Origin of the sequence: Acidiphilium rubrum (assembly GCF_900156265.1) — a bacterium.
Lineage (GTDB): Bacteria > Pseudomonadota > Alphaproteobacteria > Acetobacterales > Acetobacteraceae > Acidiphilium > Acidiphilium rubrum.
The window spans coordinates 52191-71529 of the sequence record NZ_FTNE01000009.1 but is presented as its reverse complement, the minus strand read 5'-3'; the positions used below and the strand labels follow the sequence as shown (position 1 = coordinate 71529).

At 60.5% G+C, this 19339-nt stretch carries 17 protein-coding genes and 1 tRNA gene; 11 read left to right on the top strand and 7 right to left on the bottom strand.

Going from position 1 to position 19339, the window contains the following annotated elements; all coding sequences use genetic code 11:
* Positions 1-45 precede the first annotated feature (45 nt).
* The 4 genes from BW994_RS08680 to BW994_RS08665 form a co-directional block, all read right to left on the bottom strand.
* Entirely contained in the window at positions 46-2571 is a 2526-nt protein-coding gene (locus BW994_RS08680; RefSeq protein ID WP_051657209.1) for a TonB-dependent receptor, read from the bottom strand.
* A gap of 416 nt (positions 2572-2987) precedes the next feature.
* Positions 2988-5756 (bottom strand): TonB-dependent receptor, encoded by a 2769-nt coding sequence (locus tag BW994_RS08675; protein WP_081849017.1) that lies wholly within the window; start codon positions 5754-5756, stop codon positions 2988-2990.
* 419 nt (positions 5757-6175) lie between these two features.
* Positions 6176-6868, bottom strand: coding sequence for an energy transducer TonB (locus BW994_RS08670; protein WP_029311074.1), 693 nt, complete (start codon positions 6866-6868; stop codon positions 6176-6178).
* Positions 6869-7123: 255 nt separating this feature from the next.
* On the bottom strand, positions 7124-7996 hold the full coding sequence (locus BW994_RS08665) for an ATP-binding protein (RefSeq protein ID WP_029311073.1): 873 nt from the start codon (positions 7994-7996) through the stop codon (positions 7124-7126).
* Positions 7997-8084: 88 nt separating this feature from the next.
* Between BW994_RS08665 and yajC the strand changes: the two genes are divergently transcribed.
* The gene (yajC, locus tag BW994_RS08660; protein ID WP_029311072.1) at positions 8085-8447 is read left to right on the top strand and encodes a preprotein translocase subunit YajC; all 363 of its coding nucleotides are present in this window, start codon (positions 8085-8087) and stop codon (positions 8445-8447) included.
* A 46-nt stretch (positions 8448-8493) separates the two neighbouring features.
* Here yajC and BW994_RS08655 read toward each other — a convergent pair whose 3' ends face one another.
* Positions 8494-9099, bottom strand: a complete 606-nt coding sequence (locus BW994_RS08655; RefSeq protein WP_029311071.1) for a superoxide dismutase — start codon at positions 9097-9099, stop codon at positions 8494-8496.
* 120 nt (positions 9100-9219) lie between these two features.
* Between BW994_RS08655 and BW994_RS08650 the strand changes: the two genes are divergently transcribed.
* The 7 genes from BW994_RS08650 to BW994_RS08620 all read left to right on the top strand — a co-directional run bounded on the left by BW994_RS08650 (position 9220) and on the right by BW994_RS08620 (position 14740).
* Entirely contained in the window at positions 9220-9942 is a 723-nt protein-coding gene (locus BW994_RS08650) for a squalene/phytoene synthase family protein (protein WP_029311070.1), read from the top strand.
* Positions 9943-9989: 47 nt separating this feature from the next.
* Positions 9990-12722, top strand: a complete 2733-nt coding sequence (gyrA, locus tag BW994_RS08645; RefSeq protein WP_029311069.1) for a DNA gyrase subunit A — start codon at positions 9990-9992, stop codon at positions 12720-12722.
* Positions 12715-13245, top strand: coding sequence for a pantetheine-phosphate adenylyltransferase (gene coaD / locus BW994_RS08640; protein ID WP_029311068.1), 531 nt, complete (start codon positions 12715-12717; stop codon positions 13243-13245). Before gyrA ends, coaD begins: the two co-directional genes overlap by 8 nt.
* The gene (locus BW994_RS08635) at positions 13242-13805 is read left to right on the top strand and encodes a peptidylprolyl isomerase (protein ID WP_029311067.1); all 564 of its coding nucleotides are present in this window, start codon (positions 13242-13244) and stop codon (positions 13803-13805) included. The genes coaD and BW994_RS08635 overlap by 4 nt, the downstream gene beginning before the upstream one ends.
* Positions 13806-13972: 167 nt before the next feature.
* Positions 13973-14048: transfer RNA gene (locus BW994_RS08630), tRNA-Lys, on the top strand.
* A gap of 217 nt (positions 14049-14265) precedes the next feature.
* Entirely contained in the window at positions 14266-14487 is a 222-nt protein-coding gene (locus BW994_RS08625) for a hypothetical protein (RefSeq protein WP_029311066.1), read from the top strand.
* 70 nt (positions 14488-14557) lie between these two features.
* Positions 14558-14740 carry a hypothetical protein gene (locus BW994_RS08620; RefSeq protein WP_029311065.1) on the top strand — a complete coding sequence of 61 codons (183 nt, stop codon included), beginning with the start codon at positions 14558-14560 and terminating at the stop codon, positions 14738-14740.
* Positions 14741-14776: 36 nt separating this feature from the next.
* Here the strand turns inward: BW994_RS08620 and BW994_RS08615 are convergent, their stop codons facing one another.
* Positions 14777-15439 (bottom strand): DUF1045 domain-containing protein, encoded by a 663-nt coding sequence (locus BW994_RS08615; RefSeq protein ID WP_051657207.1) that lies wholly within the window; start codon positions 15437-15439, stop codon positions 14777-14779.
* Between the two features lie 206 nt (positions 15440-15645).
* Between BW994_RS08615 and BW994_RS08610 the strand changes: the two genes are divergently transcribed.
* The 3 genes from BW994_RS08610 to BW994_RS08600 all read left to right on the top strand — a co-directional run bounded on the left by BW994_RS08610 (position 15646) and on the right by BW994_RS08600 (position 18647).
* Positions 15646-16704: an AbrB family transcriptional regulator gene (locus tag BW994_RS08610; RefSeq protein WP_245594063.1), complete on the top strand. Its 1059-nt coding sequence runs from the start codon at positions 15646-15648 to the stop codon at positions 16702-16704.
* Between the two features lie 95 nt (positions 16705-16799).
* Positions 16800-17000 carry a hypothetical protein gene (locus BW994_RS08605; protein WP_217696450.1) on the top strand — a complete coding sequence of 67 codons (201 nt, stop codon included), beginning with the start codon at positions 16800-16802 and terminating at the stop codon, positions 16998-17000.
* A gap of 66 nt (positions 17001-17066) precedes the next feature.
* On the top strand, positions 17067-18647 hold the full coding sequence (locus BW994_RS08600) for a hypothetical protein (RefSeq protein ID WP_029311061.1): 1581 nt from the start codon (positions 17067-17069) through the stop codon (positions 18645-18647).
* Between the two features lie 6 nt (positions 18648-18653).
* On the opposite strand, the gene BW994_RS08595 is transcribed toward BW994_RS08600, so the two are convergent.
* On the bottom strand, positions 18654-19337 hold the full coding sequence (locus tag BW994_RS08595) for a TVP38/TMEM64 family protein (protein WP_076454476.1): 684 nt from the start codon (positions 19335-19337) through the stop codon (positions 18654-18656).
* Between the last annotated feature and the right edge of the window lie 2 nt (positions 19338-19339).

Sequence of the window (19339 nt, the reverse complement as noted above, 5' to 3'; positions counted from 1 at the left end):
GGGGCCGCGCATCGCGCGGCCCCCTGCGACAAGATAAACAGACGATCAGAACTTCGCCGAAACGCTGGCGAAGATGGTGCGCGGCGGACCATAGAAGGCCGCTGCGTAGGGCGATGTACCAAGAAACCCGGTCGGGCTGTTACCCGAGATCTGCTGATACACGTTATAGAAATGGTTATAGTAATTCAGACCGAGCAGATTCTTGACGTTCAGTGAAAGCGTCAGGACCTTGATCGATTGGAAGTGAACCGGCACGTTGTACTTCAAAAGCACGTTCAGCGTCAGGAAGCCCGGCAACAGAAACGCCTTGTTCGGAGCTGTTTGCAGGCCGTATTGAATGCCCGGAAAGCCCGACGCAGGCTGTGCGGTTCCCGGAATATAGGCGGCATCGGTCGGGTTGTAGTCGAACGTGGTATACTGCTGGCCCGTATACTGGCCGGCAATCCGCGCGGAATACGGACCGTGGTTGTAGGTCACGCCGAAATTGCCAAGCCATGTCGGCGCCGAAGTGACCGGGTCGCCCTTGAAAGCATAACCGAACTGACCCTGGAACGGCGTCACGCTGGCTGAATAGCTGTTCAGATAACGCGCCCGATTATACGATGCGTTCCCGAACAAGACAACGCTCGGCGTCAAGCGATACTTGCCAGAGGCCTCGACACCACTAAACTGCTGCGCACCCACATTAATATACGACGATAAGCCCGTGTTGTAGTTCGTAAAGAATGAGAAAGCGCTGGTGATTTTCTGGTAGAAATAGTCTGCCTTCAAATAGAGGTTCGGCGTATCATAGCGCAGACCCGCTTGATAGGCATGAACAATTTCAGGTTTCGGTGCAGACGTCGAGCTCCCCGCTGAACCCAGCGAGTAATCCGTGGTCGGTGCAAAGCGTGCTCCTTTGCCGTAACTCGCGAATGCAACCATATTATAAGGCAACTGATAACTCACGCCCAAATACGGCTCGGCCGTTTTGCCGTAATTCGCAAGCTTGTAGCCCTGCGAATGGAAATAGCTCAAGGGCACCTTGTTCGAGCTGTAGACCCCGGTCAGGCTGATCCCCGGTTCAATCTGCAGCTTGTTGTTCAACAACTCGATCTTGTCGGAAGCGAAAACCGTGTAAATTGTACGCTGTGCACCGCCTCCCAATGCAAAGGAGTTATACCCGGCAATCTGCGGCATCGGGTCGGTGCCATAAATGTATTGCGAATTAGCCGACGTTTCCTTGGCGAACAAACCACCGACCGTGATGTTGTTAACGCCCGCAAAAATGTGGACTCGCGGCGTGAATCCGATCGTCGTCGTATGGCTGTCGGTCTGCGTCGCATTGATGCCCGCATAGGCTTGGCCGAACACGGCGGAGGGATTGTAGGTAAACAAACCCGGCTTGTAGAACGTGTTGCCGGGTCCGAAGTTGCTGGCAGTGTAGAACTGCGACAGAGCCTGACCATCAATGCCGTAAGGCTGGGCCGGGTTGTAAACGCTCGGGTTGAACGCGGGCGACAGATAATTGGTCTGGTCGCTCTCGTTGTGAATGTAGAATACTTTCGCGCTGGCGATGACGTTCTGATTGATATACGTCTGATCACCCAGAATAACGGTCAGGTATTTATCATTCTGACGGTTGTACGTATCCGACTTCGGAAAGTTGAAGCTGGCGCCGTTCTGCTGCAATTCCGGCACCGGCAACGGTGAGGTCAGCACATATCCCTGGCCGCGATTGTAGATAACGTCCGCGGTAAGATGTGACAGCCCGTCGTTGTAAGGCTTATCGAGCGCCAACAACAAATCGCCATAGCGCGCGTTGGTATTATCGATATAGCCCGCAGTATAGGATTGGCTATAGCGAAACAGCGCCCGAATGCCGTCGATCTGGTTCTTGTAAGCGCCAGTGTTCAGCTCAAAGCCCAAATGGCTGGTATCAAACGAACCATACCCGCCAAAAATCTCAGCGCTCGGCGTCGAGCTCGGCTTTTTCAGCGTATAGGCAATCGTACCGCCAATGGTCGCAAAACCCTGCCGGTTCGGCGGCGCAACACCCGGATACACGGCAGTGCCCGAAAGTTGTCCCAAAGTGACCGGGGAGCCGACGTTGTTGTTCAGGAAGGACCCCTGGGCGCCGGAAAGCAGATCCTGCAACGGAATGCCGTCGAGTGTCTGAGCCAGCTGACTGTTACGAACGCCACGAATCGTCAGAACCGGAACCGCCTGGCCTAAGCCCTGCTGATATTCGTTCACCGAAGGCGTTTGCTTCAAAAGACTCTGAATGGAGCCGGTCGTGCCCTCAGCCTCGATCTGATGCTTGTCAATGAAGGACACCGCGGCGGCGATATTCTTTTCCTTGAGCAGAAGCCGGTGATAAATCTTGCGAATCTTCGCAATATGAACAGCCTGTGCGCTCGGCGTACCGGTACCGGTCGGCAGAATCGGCGCGGCGCCGGTGTCAGGTGTGCTCGGTACAATGATCGGGGCTGGCGCGCTCTGCGCCCAGACCCTCGCCGAAAACACCATCCCGCTCGCAACCGAGCAGGCGGTGATCAGCAAAATTCGCTTGCGCGATGTTCCCACTTGCATAGACAACTCCCAGGGCCCCGAAGGACCAATGAACCCAATTCCCGTCGCGAAGGACGTGGCGTGATGCACGCGCCCCAGAGCTGCGTACCTCGCATGGGAGGATTTCAACTGCCAAGAGCGAAATTCATATTTGCCAAATATTTTCGTAATCGTATCATTACGAATAACGATTGTATGACGGTCCTGGAATTTGAATTATTTCAGAAATCTGTCAGGACACGACGATATAGGTCTGTCATAAAAACGCCATACGACAATTTATTGCCGGACATGCACCATGTTGCGAAAAAATCACAGACCTAGGATAGTTTCCGCGCATGCAATCGCGTTCGGCAAATTCTCGGATCGCATGTCGATTAATCAAAAAAAGACCGGCCCCGAAGGGCCGGCCTAGTCGATCCAAACTGTTTCGAGTCTTAGAACGTTGCGGTCACATTGAGGTAGATCGACCGCGGCGGACCGGTGAAGGCCGATGCGTAGGTCGGATTGCTGATAAACCCGTTGAACGGCGAGGTGATCGAAACCGATTCCGACGGTGCCAGGAAGTAATGTTGATAATAGTGCAGTCCAAGCAGGTTCTGAACGTTCAGCGAGAACTTCAGCGATTTCAGATGATCATAGCCATGCAGATGCATCGTGTAGCTCAGATACACGTTCATCAACAAATACGCAGGGAGCTTGAAGTGCGGGATTGGCCCTAACCCCGCGATTTTTTGAGCAAGATTGCCTTGCGGGGTTGGGTAGAACGGCGTGGTCGCCAACCCGAGCGCCGAATTTGGCGCCGGCGGCGCGATCTGCGGCTGGTTGGGGAGCGTCGGCGCTAGATCGAATGTGATGTATTGCTGCCCTGTGTATTGACCAGACAAACGAGCCGTATAGGGACCGTGATCATACTCGACACCGAAGTTACCAAGATAATTCGGGGTATCGGCTAGCGGCTCTCCTTTAAACACATAACCGAATTGCCCTTGGAACGGCGTGTCGCTAGCGAAAAACTCATTCAGATAATTGGCCTGATTGTACGAAGCGTTACCGAACACTTCAATATCGTGCGTTATCCGATACTTTCCGGAGAATTCATAACCACGATATTGAGACGCGCCTGTATTGGCGTAATTCGACACGCCAGTCGCATAATTTGTGAAGAACGAGAACTGGCTCGTGACCTTCTGATAGAAAAAGTCAGCGTTCAGGTAGAGCCGCGGCGTATCGTACCGGAGCCCCACATCATAAGCATGAACGACCTCTGGCTTCGGCGCCTTTGTCGTGCTCGCGATTGAATTACCGACACCGACCGCACCCAGACCATAATCGGATACTGGCGCGAACCGAGCCCCTTTACCATATGCAGCATATGCAACCATGTGATATGGTAAGTCATAAGACACGCCGAGGTACGGATCGATCTGAGAACTGTAGTTCTGGAGTTTATAGTTGCCGGTTGCGCTAATGCCGCCACCAACGGCCTGATTGAACGGGGTAAGGGTAGATTGGCCGGCGGAATAGCCGGCGATTGAACTGCTATAAACGCCGGTCAGCTCAAAACCAGGTTCGATGTGAAGCTTGTTATCAAGAATGTTGATCCGGTCCTGCGCATAAACCTGATAAATCGTGCGCTGGGCACCGCCAGCTGGCGTCCCCACCTGGTTTGCCGCAATTTGCGGTATCGGCGTGGTGCTTCCGTAGTAAAGATTGCCGCCGATCCCGGTTTCCTTCGACAGAATACCCCCGATCGTGATGTCATTGTCCGGCAGGAAGATATTCACACGCGGTGTAAAACCGACAGTTTGTGACCCGCCCGTGGATTGTTCGGCGTTCAAACCCTGCTCGATCACACCCGTTCCACCGACCTGATTGGGTACCAGCGTGACACCCTGAGTCTGCGGATTATAGGTGTTGTAGGGCGGGAAATACCCAGTCGGATACGGGAACGGACCGCCAGCTCCCAAGGCGGCGCCACTGTTTTGCTGAACAATCGGAATTTGTGGACCAAAAAACGGACCGTTCGGAAAGAACGGAACCTGGAAATTGATTTGGTATGGGAACGAGCCACCGTAGGGATAAGTGCTCGGATATACGCCGGGGTTGGCTGGGTTATAGATAGCCTTCTGATTGACGTAACTAGTGAATTCGCTTGGCTGGCGCAAGTAAAACAACTTACCACTGATGATCAAGTGTGGATTGATGAATGTCTGGTCGCTGATAATCGCGGTCAGGTACTTGTTGTTCTGGCGCGTGAATGTCAGGGAATGCGGAAAGTTGAAACTGTAGCTGTTCGAATTGATCAGCGGCACCGGCACCGGTGATGTCGCGATGTAGCCGTCCGCCCGATTGAAGATGACGGTGGCCGACACATGTGACAAGCCCTCATCATACGGCTTGACCACGTCGAACAGCATATCGCCAGAGCGGATCGAATTGCCGTCCGGGTAGCCGGCCGTATAGCTCTGATTATATCGCAGCAGCGCCTTCGGCGCGTCGATCGCCGTGCCGATGTTGCCGGTGTTGATCTCAAACCCGGCATTGCTGCTGTCGAACGAACCGAATCCGCCGAACAGTTTGGCGTAGGGTTTGGATGTCGGTTTCTTCGAAACATAGGCGATCGTGCCGCCGATCGTTGCAAAACCCTGCTTGTCCGGCGGCGCCACGCCAGGATAGATCGTCGTATTGTCGAGCTGCCCGAGCGTGATGGGCGAGCCAAGATTGTTCGACAGGAACGCGCCGCTACCGCCGTTGGCCAGATCCTGCAGCGGAATCGTGCCGTTCAGCGTTTGCGCCAACTGCGAATTACGCACGCCGCGCACGGTCAGAACCGGCACGCCCTGGCCAAGGTTCTGCTGGTATTCGTTCACTGAAGGCGTCTGCTTCAACAGCGACTGGATCGATCCCTGTTCCGTCCCTGTCGCCTCGATCTGCTTGCGGCTGATATGCGAAACCGCCGCGGAGATATTCTTCTCTTTCAGAAGAAGCTCACGATAAAGTTTTTTGATCTTCGCGATATGGATCGCTTGCGCATCCGGCGTCGCAGCGCCGGTCGGAAGGATCGGCGCAGCCCCGGTCGCCGGCACAATCACTGGCGCAGGCGCGCTCTGCGCCCATACCCGTGCCGAAAATACCACGCCGCTCGCAACTGAACACGCGGTGAGAATAAATAATCGGCTACGGCCCGATCTCGATATTGTCATTCAAAGCTCCCAGTTTGGTCAGAGGACAGGCGCCCAGCCACTAGACTTAAGCATGGCAGACACGCGTATCATTTCTGGCTTGGGCCATTTTGCATATGACTTTTTGGCCACATTCCAACGAACGTTACAGTTTATGTCATATTCCGCGACGATAATTTTGGTGATTTCGTTAAAAGTTGCAAGTTTAAGTCCTAATTGCACAATGATTTGACATATTATTGTCGAAAAGCGATCTATTTTGTCATATATAGAGTAACGACGATTTAATCACAATGATGTGATTCTGATTGATGTACGATAAGCTCTGGATGAGCGCCTAAATATCAGGCTGCGCCTGTTTTGAAGTCAGGCACTATGCATAAAAAAACCCCACCGTTGGTGGGGTTTGCCTGCACGGCACCGTTCCGTCGAGAGCCCGACTACTGCTCAGCCTCAATCTCAATCGGTAGCGCAAACACTTTGTTCTGCGTTCCCGGAAACCCCGGAAAATGGTGGTGCAGAACCGTCTCCAGCGCTGATTTGTCGATCAACGGATTACCGCTGCTCTTATAGATCGATGCCGAGACCAGATGCCCGCTCGGCGTGAGCGTAAACTCGATATAGGCTGTGCCGTGGAGATTGAGCATTTTCATCGCCCGGCTGATTGGCACTTCCTGTTGCAGCGGCGCACGCAGGCCGGCCGCATAGGCGTTGAAGTTGAACGGCGGCTGCTTCGGCGCCGGCGGTGGGGCTGGCGGCGGCGGTGGTTTTTTCAGCGGCGGCGGTGGCTTGTGATGAATGATCACATGCTTGACCGGCACCGGAATCTTGGTCGGCCGCGGTGAAACATGCTGGATAACCGGGTGAATGATCGGCTTGGGCACCGGCACGGGCACCGGCGGCGGCGGAATTGGCAATGGCGGTGGCGGCTTCGGCCGCGGCAGGGTGACCATATGAACATAGGTGGTCGGTACCACCGGCTTCTTTACGTGCGGCAAATGCGTTCCCGCATAGAAAATACCGCCAAGCACCACCGCCATCACGGTGATACTGACGATCGTGGCCCGTGTCAGACCAAGTTCATCGGGTTCCCACGGCGGCAGCGCGCCGTTCATTGTTGCACTATCCAGCATCAGCAGGCTCTCCAGCCAAGTCGTCGGTTGCAAATATGCCGCATCAGGCGTGATGCTTCATCATAATTCAGCGTCTGTAATCCGTTTGCCATACGCGATGTCAAGCAATGCGCGTGCCGGAATTTCCCGCGCGGCCAGCGCTGCGCGCAATAAAGACGTGCTTGCAGCGGGCGGATTACGCGACCCCACCCGTTAGATTACCAAGACTTGCGTGTGAATGCGCCATATCGCAACATTCGCAAATAATAAATTTTTTCAAGAATCCCGTTCATCGAGCGCGATCGGGTGACCCAACCGCCCCGCCAGATCCTGAATGAACTGCCAGGCGACCCGCCCGGACCGCGCGCCCCGCGTGACCGACCATTCCACCGCCTCGGCCTGCAGCGTCGCCGCATCAATCGGCAGCGCGAACCGCGCGGCATACCCCTCGATCATCGAAAAAAAAGTCGCCTGGTCGCAGTTGTGAAATCCGATCCAGATGCCGAACCGGTCCGACAGCGACACTTTTTCCTCGGTCGCCTCCGAAGGGCTGATCGCGGTACTGCGCTCGTTCTCGATCATGTCGCGCGGCATCAGATGCCGCCGGTTGGAAGTTGCGTAGAACAGCACGTTTTCCGGCCGCCCCTTGATCCCGCCGTCCAGCACCGATTTCAACGCCTTATAGTCGGCATCCTCACGTTCGAATGAAAGATCATCGCACAAAACCAAGGTTCTGCGTGATTGCGGCCGGATGATGTCCAGTAGATCGGGTAAGGTCGCGATATCCTCGCGATGGATTTCGATCAGTGCCAGACTTTCGGGTAATTCGGCGTTCGCCGCCGCGTGCGCCGCCTTCACGAGCGATGATTTGCCCATGCCACGCGCGCCCCACAGCATGGCGTTGTTGGCCGAAAACCCACGCGCGAACCGCATGGTGTTTTCCAGCAGGATATGCTTCTGCCGGTCGACCCCGCGCAACAACCCGATATCGACGCGTGAAACCCGCGCCACCGGCTCCAGCGTACGCCGCGCCGGATGCCAGACGAATGCGTCATGCCCGTATAACGAGGCCGGGGCAGGGGGCTCGGGCGCCAGACGCTCCAGCGCTGCGGTGATGCGGGTAAGCAGATCGATCGTCGTTTGGTTCATTTGGGTTCCTGACTTGACGCGGCGGGTCGGCAAACTATGGTCCCGCGCGACGCAGGACAACCACCGATTTCACATCAGGATACCACGCATGTTCATTGCTACCGCCTACGCCGCCGATGCCGCCCCTGCCGCTGGCGGCATGTCCGCCATTTTCAGCTTCGCACCGCTGGTTCTCATCGTCATCGTCTTCTACTTCATCCTGATCCGGCCGCAGCAGCAGCAGGCCAAGGCCCTGAAGGGACGCCTGGCGGGCATCCGGCGCGGCGACAAGGTGGTCACCGGCGGAGGCTTCATCGGCCAGGTCGCCAAGGCGGTTGATGGTGCGGAGGAAATCGAGGTTGATATCGCGCCGAACGTGCGGGTTACGGTGCTGCGCAGCACGATCAGCACGGTGCTGACCGAAACCAAGCCGGACGCAAAAATCGCCGAGGTCAAAAAGCCGGCAAAGTAAGGCAGCGCTTCTTTTTCCATAAAAAAGAAGCGCTGCCCCCGATTTATTAACCCATCAGATGCTCGGCGTAGGCATAATGGGCGATCTTATCGAGCCAGTTGGTCACATAATCCGGCCGGCGGTTCCGGAAATCCAGATAATAGGAATGTTCCCACACATCGATGCCGAGGAGTGCGGTGCCCTCCTTGGTGGCGAGCGGGTTGGAGCCGTTCGGCGTTTTCGTCACCGCGAGCTTGCCGGCCGGTGTCAGGATCAGCCAGGCCCAGCCCGAGCCGAACTGCGTGGTCGCCGCGGTCTTGAACGCGTCCTTGAACTTGTCGACCGAGCCGAAATCCTCGGTCAATTTCGCCTCGAGCTTGGCAGGGATCTTGCCGCCATCGGTCGGCGACATCGCCGGCCAGAACAGATTATGGTTCCAATGCTGGCCGGCATTGTTGAACACCGGCGCCATATCGGCCTTGCCATGCGTGTGATGAATGATCTCTTCGAGCGTCTTGCCCTGCAATTCGGCGTTCTTCTCAACAAAGCCGTTCAGCGCCGTCACATAGGCCTGATGGTGCTTGTCGTGATGCAGTTCCAGCGTCTCCTGGCACATGCCATGAGCGACGAGTGCCGCGTGGGAATAAGGTAGTGCGGGAAGTTCGAATGCCATGATGGCACCTCCGATCCTGGTTGGGATTCTGTGTCCGTGCCGGCGCGCGAACCGCACCGGTTGCGTGCACGGTAGCTATGGTTCAGGCCGTGCCGCGTCAAGCTTCGATCGCGTTCGGCAATGACCGACGACGAACTGGCCGCCCTGGTCCGCCGTGCCGACCCCGACCGTTTTCTCGGTGCGATGTTCGCGCCGGCGCCGCAACGGCGCGATCTGCTTATTCTGTACGCATTCAACCACGAACTGGCCCGCGCCCGCGAGGTTGCCAGCACCGCCCCGCTCACCCTCATCCGGCTGCACTGGTGGCGCGAAGTGGTCGAAGGCGCCATGCGCGAGCATCCGATCGCCCGGCTTCTACGCGATGCCCTGGACCGTAATGCGTTCGCGCCAGCCGACCTGATCGCACTGATCAATGCCAGGGAGGCCGAAGCCGAGCCGATCGCCGATCTGCCGGCCTTCATGGCTTATGTGCGTGGCACGTCCGGCGGCCTCGCCGTCCTGGCCGGCGGCGTACTGGGTGTCATCGACGATATCGAACCGACGACGTTCGAATCCATCGGCACCGGCTATGCGATCGCGCGCATCCTCGCCACAGCAAAATCCCTGAGCCAGTACGGTCGCGATCTTTTGCCGCAGGATGGCACTGATCCGACCGCGCTGGCCCGCACCGCAACCGTGCTGGTCTCGCCCCGCCTGCCGCGCGCGGCGATGCCGATCGCCACCCTGGCAATCCTCGCCCGGCGGGATCTTTCCCGACTGTCCCGTGGTAGACCGTCAGACGCCCGCGGCATCGGCGACCGTCTCGCCGTCTTGTCAGGCGCATTCATCCGGGCCTTGGGATAAACGGCGGCGCACTCGCCCCCACACCCCGAAAATGATATGACACAGACATGACCGACCAATCCGACACCACTGAAGGCCCGCGCGGCCTCTCGCCCGTGACCATCGAGCAGGAAATGCGCCGTTCCTACCTCGATTACGCCATGTCCGTGATCGTCTCGCGCGCGCTGCCGGATGCGCGCGACGGGCTGAAGCCGGTGCATCGCCGCATCCTGTACGCCATGGCCGAATCCGGCAACACGCCGGACAAACCCTATCGCAAATCGGCCCGCATGGTCGGCGAGGTGATGGGCAAATATCACCCGCATGGCGATTCCGCGATTTACGATGCTGCCGTCCGCATGGCCCAGAGCTTTTCCATGCGCGTCCGCCTGATCGACGGTCAGGGCAATTTCGGCTCGGTCGACGGCGACCCGCCGGCCGCGATGCGCTATACCGAAGCCCGCCTGGCCGATGCCGCAATGGCGCTGCTGACCGATATCGACCGCGATACCGTTGATTTCCAACCGACCTATGACGAATCCGACTCCGAACCCCGCGTGCTGCCGGCCTCCTACCCCAACCTGTTGGTCAACGGCGGCAACGGCATCGCGGTCGGCATGGCGACCAATATCCCGCCGCATAATCCCACCGAAATCATCGACGCCACGCTGCATCTGCTCGAACATCCCGAAGCGACGCTCGACGATCTGATGAAAATCGTCCCTGGCCCCGATTTCCCGACCGGCGCCATGATTCTCGGCCGATCGGGCATACGCAACGCCTTCGAAACCGGCCGCGGCAGCATCGTCATCCGCGCCCGTGCCGCGATCGAGGAGATCAGAAAGGACCGCCTCGCCATCGTGGTCAGCGAACTGCCCTATCAGGTCAACAAGGCCAATCTGCTCGAACGAATCGCCGAACTGGTCCGCAACAAGGAAATCGAAGGTATTTCCGACCTGCGCGACGAAAGCGATCGTGACGGTATGCGCATGGTGGTCGAACTCAAACGCGATGCCACGCCCGAAGTGGTGCTCAACCAGCTTTACCGCTTCACCCAGCTGCAAACCGGCTTTGCCATCAACATGCTCGCGCTCGATGGCGGCCGGCCACGCCAGCTCGGCCTGCGTGATGCGCTGGATTGTTTCATCACCTTCCGCGAAGACGTCATTCTGCGCCGCGCCAGGTTCGACCTGAACAAGGCCCGCGACCGCGCGCATATATTGGTTGGTCTCGGCATCGCGGTCGCCAATATCGACGATGTCATCGCCCTGATCCGCGCCGCCCCCGATGCCGCCGCCGCCCGCGCCGGGCTGATGGCGCGCGACTGGCCGGCCGGCGATGTCTTGCCGCTGCTCGCCTTGATCGACGATCACGGCAATCAGGTCACCGCCGCCGGCACGGTCCGCCTCACCGAAGCGCAGGCACGCGGCATTCTGGAATTGCGCCTGCAACGCCTCACCGGCCTCGAACGCGACAAGATCCAGGCCGAACTGCGCGAAGTCGGCGAAAAAATCGGCGAATTGCTCGAAATCATCGGCTCGCGTCCCCGCCGGCTCGAAGTGATGCGCGAAGAACTCCATGCCGTACGCGCCCGGATCGGCTCGCCGCGGATGACCAGCATCGAAGACAGCGTCGCCGACCAGGACGATGAAAGCCTGATCGAGCCGGGTCAGATGGTCGTCACCATGACGCGCGATGGGTTCATCAAGCGCACGCCGCTCGATATGTTCCGCGCCCAGAACCGCGGCGGGCGGGGCAGGGCGGCCGCCTCGATGCGCGGTGACGATGTGATTACCCGCAGCTTCAACGCCCATACCCATCAATTCGTGCTGTTCTTCAGCAAGGGCGGCAAGGTGTTCCGCGAAAAAGTATGGCGCCTGCCGGAGTCGGCCCCGGCCGCCAAGGGCCGCGCGATCGTGAACATCCTGCCCGAACTCAACGGCGATGCGGTCACCACCGTGCTGCCGCTGCCGCAGGATGAAACTCTGTGGAACGATCTGCACCTGGTATTCGCGACCGCTTCGGGCAATGTCCGGCGCAACCGCCTGGCCGATTTCCGCAACGTGCGCTCTTCAGGCCTGATCGCCATGAAGCTGGACGAGGGCGATCATCTGGTTGGCGTCGCCACCTGCCGCGAGGGCGACGACGTGTTCCTCGCGACCCGCCTGGCCCGTTGCATCCGGTTTCAGATCACCGACGACACGCTGCGAGTCTTCGCCGGGCGCGACTCCAACGGCGTGCGCGGCATCCGGTTGGCGGCAGGCGATGAAGTCATTTCGCTCTCCGTACTCCGCCATGTCGATGCCACGGTCGAAGAACGCGCCGCCTATCTAAAACTCGCCGCCGCCCAGCGCCGCAATGGCGAGGAAGCCGAACCGGAACCCGCCGATCAGGACGAAGTCGCCGCCGAAATTACGTTGGCCGCCGAACGCGCCGCCCAACTGGCCGAGCAGGAAGATATGCTGCTTACCGTCACGACAGGCGGTTTCGGCAAGCGCTCGTCGGCTTATGAATATCGCGTGACCGGCCGGGGCGGGCAGGGGATTACCAACATCACCCTGGCACCCCGCAATGGTCGCGCCGTGGCCGCAACCTTCCCGGTCCGCGCCGGCGATGACATCATGCTGGTCACCGACCATGGCAAGCTGATCCGCGCCCCGGTCGATCAGGTCCGCATCACCGGCCGGCAGGCGATGGGCGTCACCCTGGTGCGCGTCGACAAGGACGAACAGGTCACCAGCGTATTCCCGGTGATCGACGACGGCGTGGATCCCGAGGCGGGCGAGGTCGAACATGTCTGATCGCGCCCGCTCCCAGCACACCGGGCTGACCGGCCTATACCCCGGGACGTTCGACCCGATCACCAACGGCCATATCGACATCATCACCCGTGCCGCCTCGCTCTGCGCGCGTCTGGTGATCGGCGTCGCGCGCAATGCCGGCAAAGGGCCGCTGTTTCCAAGCGACGAACGGGTCGAACTGGTCCGCGCCGAAAGCGAGCCGATCGCCGCGCGCACCGGCACCATCATCGAGGTACGCGCGTTCGATTCGCTGCTGATTGCCTTCGCAAACGAGCTTGGCGCGCATGTGATCGTCCGCGGGTTGCGCGCGGTCTCCGATTTCGACTACGAGTTCCAAATGGCCGGTATGAATGCGCGTCTTGACCAGAATATCGAGACGATCTTCCTGATGGCGAGCGAACGCCAACAGTTCATCTCGTCGCGCTTTGTCAAGGAAATCGCCCAACTGGGCGGCGACATATCTAGCTTCGTACCGAAATTGACCTTGGAGAGAACCCTTCGCCGGGTTGGTAGAACCACATGATCACACGACGCACCCTGACACGCACCACAATGGCCGCCGCGGCGGTCTCACCCTTTGCTGGAGTTCTTATGTCCGAGACTGCTGCTGCCGCCGATCTGGCCAATACGATCTATCTGACGCTGCCGTCCGGCCGCGTCACCATCGTCCTCCGCCCCGATCTGGCGCCAAAAACCTGCGCCCAGATCAAGACTCTGACAGGGCAGGGGTTCTATAACGGCTGCGAGTTCTTTCGCGTCATCGCCGGCTTCATGGCCCAGACCGGCGACCCGTCGAACACCGGCACCGGCGGCAGTCCGCTGCCCAACGTGCCCGCTGAATTCACTACGAAAGCCAGTTTCCTCACCGGCGCGCTTGGGATGGCCCGCACTAACGACCCCAACAGCGGCAACAGCCAATTCTTCATCTGCTTCGCGCCGGCCACCTTCCTCGATGACAAATACACCCTGTTCGGTCAGGTGACGGAAGGCATGGAATTCGTCGACCAGATCAAAAAGGGCCAGGGCCAGAGCGGCCGTGTGACCGACCCGACCAAGATCATCAAGATGGAACTCGCCGCCTAAACCTGTTTGCCAAATGTGAAGCCCGGCCGATCTCATGGCTCCGTTGCAGACCGAAATGACGGAACATGGTGCCGCAAGGATCGGTTGGGCTTGACGAACCGGCCAAGAATTGGTCATTGCGGCTTCACCGCAGCATTGGCGTTCAGCGGTAGTTGCCGTTTTGGTGAGAGCCTGTAGCTCAGCTGGTAGAGCACGAGACTTTTAATCTTGGGGTCGAGGGTTCGATTCCCTCCGGGCTCACCAAAACCCCCTTCAAAAACTGGCCCAATCATGCGTTGCGGCTGCTGCCAAATTTCGGCGGGCCGCAACGACTGTGTCCGATCCAAGGCATCGGCAAAATTCATACCGTAGACGTATGAGTATTAGAGCGAATGGCCGGCTTAATACATCTCATGGTTAGAGCTATCTCCTCCAGCAGAGCAGGGAACCCCCTGCATCGTTTGACCGAGGAGAGACTCCCATGCGTAAATTTGCCCTTCTGGCTTCAGTTCTAACCATCGCCGGCGCATTTGCGCCGGTGGCCGCAAACGCTGCGGTTGGCACGTCGATCTATCAGCCCGGCCCGATTATCGTCCACGCGCCCTCGAGCGCTGCGACCGCCAAACAAGCCAAGCTGGCCGACGGCCGTACGGTTCACACCGATCAGCTGAACGCGATCCAGCGCAACCGCGCCGCCGCCTGAACGCCCCCCGCCATCGACCGGCCCCGCTGGCCGATGGCACCCCGACCTTCGTAGATCAAGGATTTCTGCCATGAACAAAATGACCACTATAACCGTTCTCGCGGTCGCCCTCGGCCTCGCAATGCCGCTGATTGCGCAGGCCGCGCCGTCGCCGACCCACCATGACCAGCTGGTCCAGAAGATCAATAACGCCTACGGTACGCAGTTCGCCACGAGCGCGCCGTCTGTTACCGCGTCTGGCTCCAACCGCTGAGCAACCAAGGCGGACGCCCGTAAGGGGCGTCCGCTGCTACGGAGCTCCCAACGGAATGCGCGTGATCAATTCGAACGCAGCGCCCGGCGCTGACTCGCTATAGATCGCCACACTGTCAATCACCCGCGGCGTCGCGCAGGCCGCACCAAAATACTCAAGTGCCGCCGCTTCGATCGGATGCGGCACCGCCAGCCGCTCGCTCAGCGTCATATGAAACCGCCAGCGCTCGAGCACATACGGATAGCCAAAGCGTCTCAAATACACCTCGCCCACCGCATCCAACCCCACCGCGCGCTTCGCCACAAGATCCGCACTCTCGCCGACCCGATGATGGTCAAGTCCGACCACGCACGCATCCGCCAGAGCCCGCAACGGCGCTGAAGGCGTGGCTTCGAGCAGGGCCAGAAACCCGTCCAGCCGCGCCACGGTAAACCTCGGCGCCTCGAACGGTACCATATCGTGCGCGAGCGCCCGCACATCATCGATCAACCGGTCCAACCCATGCGCCAACGCCATCGGTGGCTTCAGCGTCGCATGAAACCCATAGCGGCGCGGCGAAGCAGTGGCGGCCGCCAACCCCTCGATATCCGGCTGCACAATATCCAGCCGCGCCTCCGGATCGCGCCCGAGCCACGCCGTACCGGCGCGCCACAGCGGATCGTCCGCGGCCGGCGCGTAGTAAACCGCCGCGCGCATCATCGATGGCTCAATGGGTCTGATGTCATGCAGCGTCAGTATCCCAGTTCTGCGCCGCACGGTAAATCGCCTCCGTCTCATTGTTCAAAGCTCATCGTCATGGCAGTGATACAGACCTATCGCCGGACGATCGGACCGATGACATCATTATGGCCCTGACAGCGAGGCTCCCGGGACCCGGGCGCGGGCAGTTACCGCGTTGGATCGGGTTGATCGTTGTCACCCTGATAGCAACCATCGGCCTCGCCGCGATCCACGTGCCCTCCGCTGCATTATTTGCCGCCCTATTCGTGGCCACCACTGCGGCGCTCTGTGATCTCGCACCGTCCGCCGTGCCGGTGCGCGCCGTCACCGTGGCGCAGGCCGTGCTTGGCGTCATGATCGGCATGCTGATGAAAACCTCCACCATGCAGGCGATCGGCGCCCATATGCTACCGGTGTTGCTGGTCACCGTGGCGACGTTGGTCGTCAGCATGGCGGCAGGCGTCCTGCTCAGCCTGCGGCGCGATGTCGATCCGATCACCGGTGCCCTGGCCCTGACTACCGGCGGCGCCTCGGCCATCGTATCACTTGCGGCGCAACTCGGCGGTGACGATCGCATGGTCGCCATCGTGCAATATCTGCGCGTCGGTATCGTCACCGCGAGCATGCCGCTGGTCGTGGCCCTGCTGTTCCACCCTGCGCGCCACGCCGCCGCCCACGCTCCGGGACTGGCCGACCACGCCGCCTGGTATGTCGGAATCGGCGTCCTGCTGGTCAGCGGCGTGCTCGGTGTCGCACTCGCCGCGCTCACCCGCCTGCCGGCCGGCACGTTGCTCGGCCCCATGCTGATTGCCGCAGCGTTTACGCTCAGCGGCATCGCCAAGGGCGCGATCGTGCCGTTTCCCCTGATTGCGATCGCTTACGCCTTGATCGGCTGGCAGGCCGGCGTGCGCTTCACCATGACACGGCTGAAACAAGTCGGCCGCACGCTGCCGGCCGCAACCGCGTTGATCATCCTGGTCAATCTGATCTGCGCCGGTCTAGGCTATCTGCTGGCCGCCTCGACAGGCGTCAGCAATTACGATGGCTACCTCGCCACCGTGCCCGGCGGCATCTACGCGGCCCTCGCCCTCGCCATATTAAGCCGGACCGATGTCACCTTCGTGCTGGCGGTCCACGTCCTGCGCGTGATCCTGATGATGATCGCGATGCCGATTTTCGCACGCCTGCTGCACCGCTACGCCCGGCGGCGCGATGCCGCCCATCGGCCCCATCCGCAACCCTGACGGGACATCCTGCCGCACAGTCTCCGCGTTACGGCCCGTATTCCGCCATGATTCCCCTGTTGAACACTCGCGTCGGTATCGCGGAACCCCACGCCATGCATCATCGCTCCCTGTTCAACCTCGCCGCGGCCGCCATCGGGCTTACCCCGGTCGGCCATCGCGCCGCGATGCCGTCACCGCGGCCGCTCGCCGGCCCGGTCATCGCGCCCCACGCGGCAATCGACGATGATTGGCTGACTAGTCATTGGATTGCCATGCCGGAAGCCCAATTTGGCGACAGTGACGTCTCCGCCTGACAAATCCGGCACGCGCCGGGTCACTCTGCCATCGTTCCGTTACAAGCCCATGGTGCAATCACTGCAATGATCAGGTCGCCGTCCGCCACCGCCTCCAGCGCCATCGCGCACCATGCAACCATGGTCAGTGCCAGGCTTGCGGGCATCGGCATCTTCATCGCCGGCCTGATCGCGCGCCTGTATCACCTGGGTACCAAACCGTTCTGGCTCGATGAGATTTTCACCGTCCAGCGCTCCTCGCTCGCGCTGCCAGGCGTCATCGCCAATTCCCTGCGCCATCATCACATCCCCAGCTTCTTTCTGCTCGAACACGCAATGATCGCCCTCGGCGCCGGTGCCGGCCCGGCCGCACTGCGGACAATCCCGGCCGTTGCCGGTGCCGTCAACGCCGTCCTCGTCTTCGCCATCGCCTGGAAAATCGGCGGCCGCGCCGCCGCCGTGCTTGCCGGCCTGCTGATGGCCTTCGCACCCCTGCAGGTCGGCTTCAGCCAGGAAGCCCGCTCCTATACATTGATGATGACCTTCATCCTGATCGGGCTCGATGGTCTGATCGGCCTCGCTCTGGCACCCGATGCCGGCGGGCTGCGCCTGCGCGACCGCCGCGCGCCACGCGCCGCCTGGGCCGCCTACGGATTGGGTACGCTCGCGGCCCTCTGGGCCCTGGGCGATGCGATCCCCTGGCTGATCACCGCCAATGTCGCAATGGCCGCGGCCATCCTGCCGCGCGTCACCGCGCGCCGGCGGTTCCTCGCCAATTGGAGCCTCATCCAGTTTGCCATCATCATCGCGGCCGCCCCTGGCTACATCGCGATGCTCCAAGCCGTCCATGACCACGTCATGCGCAGCTTCAACTGGATCCCGCCGCTGTCAGCACGCGCCGGCTGGGCGGATATCGCCAGTCTCTACGGCCTGCGCGATGCCACCATGGTGACGATGCGCCTCCTGCCTACGGCCTATGCCGCCCTCTCAGCACTGGCTTTTGCCTTCGCGGCCCTCGGCGTCTGGCACCTGCGCCGCCAAGCCGCGCCGCTGGTCGTGCTCATCATCGCCTTCCTCGGCCTGCCGCTCACCCTGGCGCTGATCTCGCTGATCCACCCGGTCCTGCTGCCGCGCTACCTGCTCTGGAGTGCCGCACCGTTCTTTATTCTGGCCGGCTTCGGCATCGAAGCGCTGGCCGGTCGCGCGCAAAAACCCGCGCTGGTGCTTGCCACCCTGTTGCTGCTGCTCAACCTCACCCCCTATTACCACGCCGAAACCAAACCCCGCTGGGACAAGGCTGCCGTTCTGCTGGAAAGCCGGATGACCGCAGGGGATATGCTCCTGGTCAGCGACGGCGCGGCCCCGGCCATGCTCGCCTTCGAACGCAAGTCGAGCGATCCCAACGCGACACCCTGGCAAACCACGACCCATGTCAAACGCGCGGCCAAAAGTCTCGCGGCCGGCCATCGCGTGTTCGCGGTTTACGGACCAGCAGGGCAGGGCAGGGAACCCGACCAGACGATCTTCTTCGCCAAGGTTGCGGCCCTCGGCGGCACCGCCGCCCCGATCGGCGCCGGCAAGGAAATCACCATCGAACAGATCGATCCGGGCTCGCTCGGCGTCGTCGCCTGCTCGGATAGCGAGGCCGCAACAGCGCTTTGCCAGTAGCGCGGATCAGCCGGTCGACCGCATCGTCACGGCGAGCTCGTCCCGGTTCCGTCGCCCGCGCAGCAACAACACCACGCCGATCAACGTGGAAACCACGAACAGCGCAACGCCGATCTCGATCTGCGTTGCGCGCGCAATCCGGCTGCCCGAGCCGAGCAACGCGAAAATCACCGTCTGCGGAATAAACCCGGCCGCCGAGCCCAATAAAAACCCGCGCGCCGGCACCGCCGATACGCCGGCCAGCAGGTTGAGCAACAGATTATTGCCCACCGGCATCAACCGCAGCGTGAGCGCGCTGATGAACGGGCTGGTCGTCAACAACCGGTCGAGCCGCAGCGCCCGGCCGCGCAGGCGCGCCTGCACAAAATCCCGGGCAATCCACCGCGCCCAGAACAGATCGGCGGCACACCCGATCACCTGTGCCACCAGCGCCATGCTGGCGCCGATCGTCACACCCCAGGCGTAGCCGGCGGCAAACGCCACGATCTGCCGAGGCATGCCAACCGCGCAGGCCAACGCGCCCAGCCCGACGAACAGGCCGATATCGCGGGCATCAGCGTGACTATGTGCATGAGATTTCAGAATGTCGCCGAACGGCAGCAGCCGCAGCGCCAACGCTCCACCGGTCAGCCCGATCACCAGCAGCGCCGGCTTGGCGAACGGTTTCAGACCAATCCAGCGAAAGCCCATGT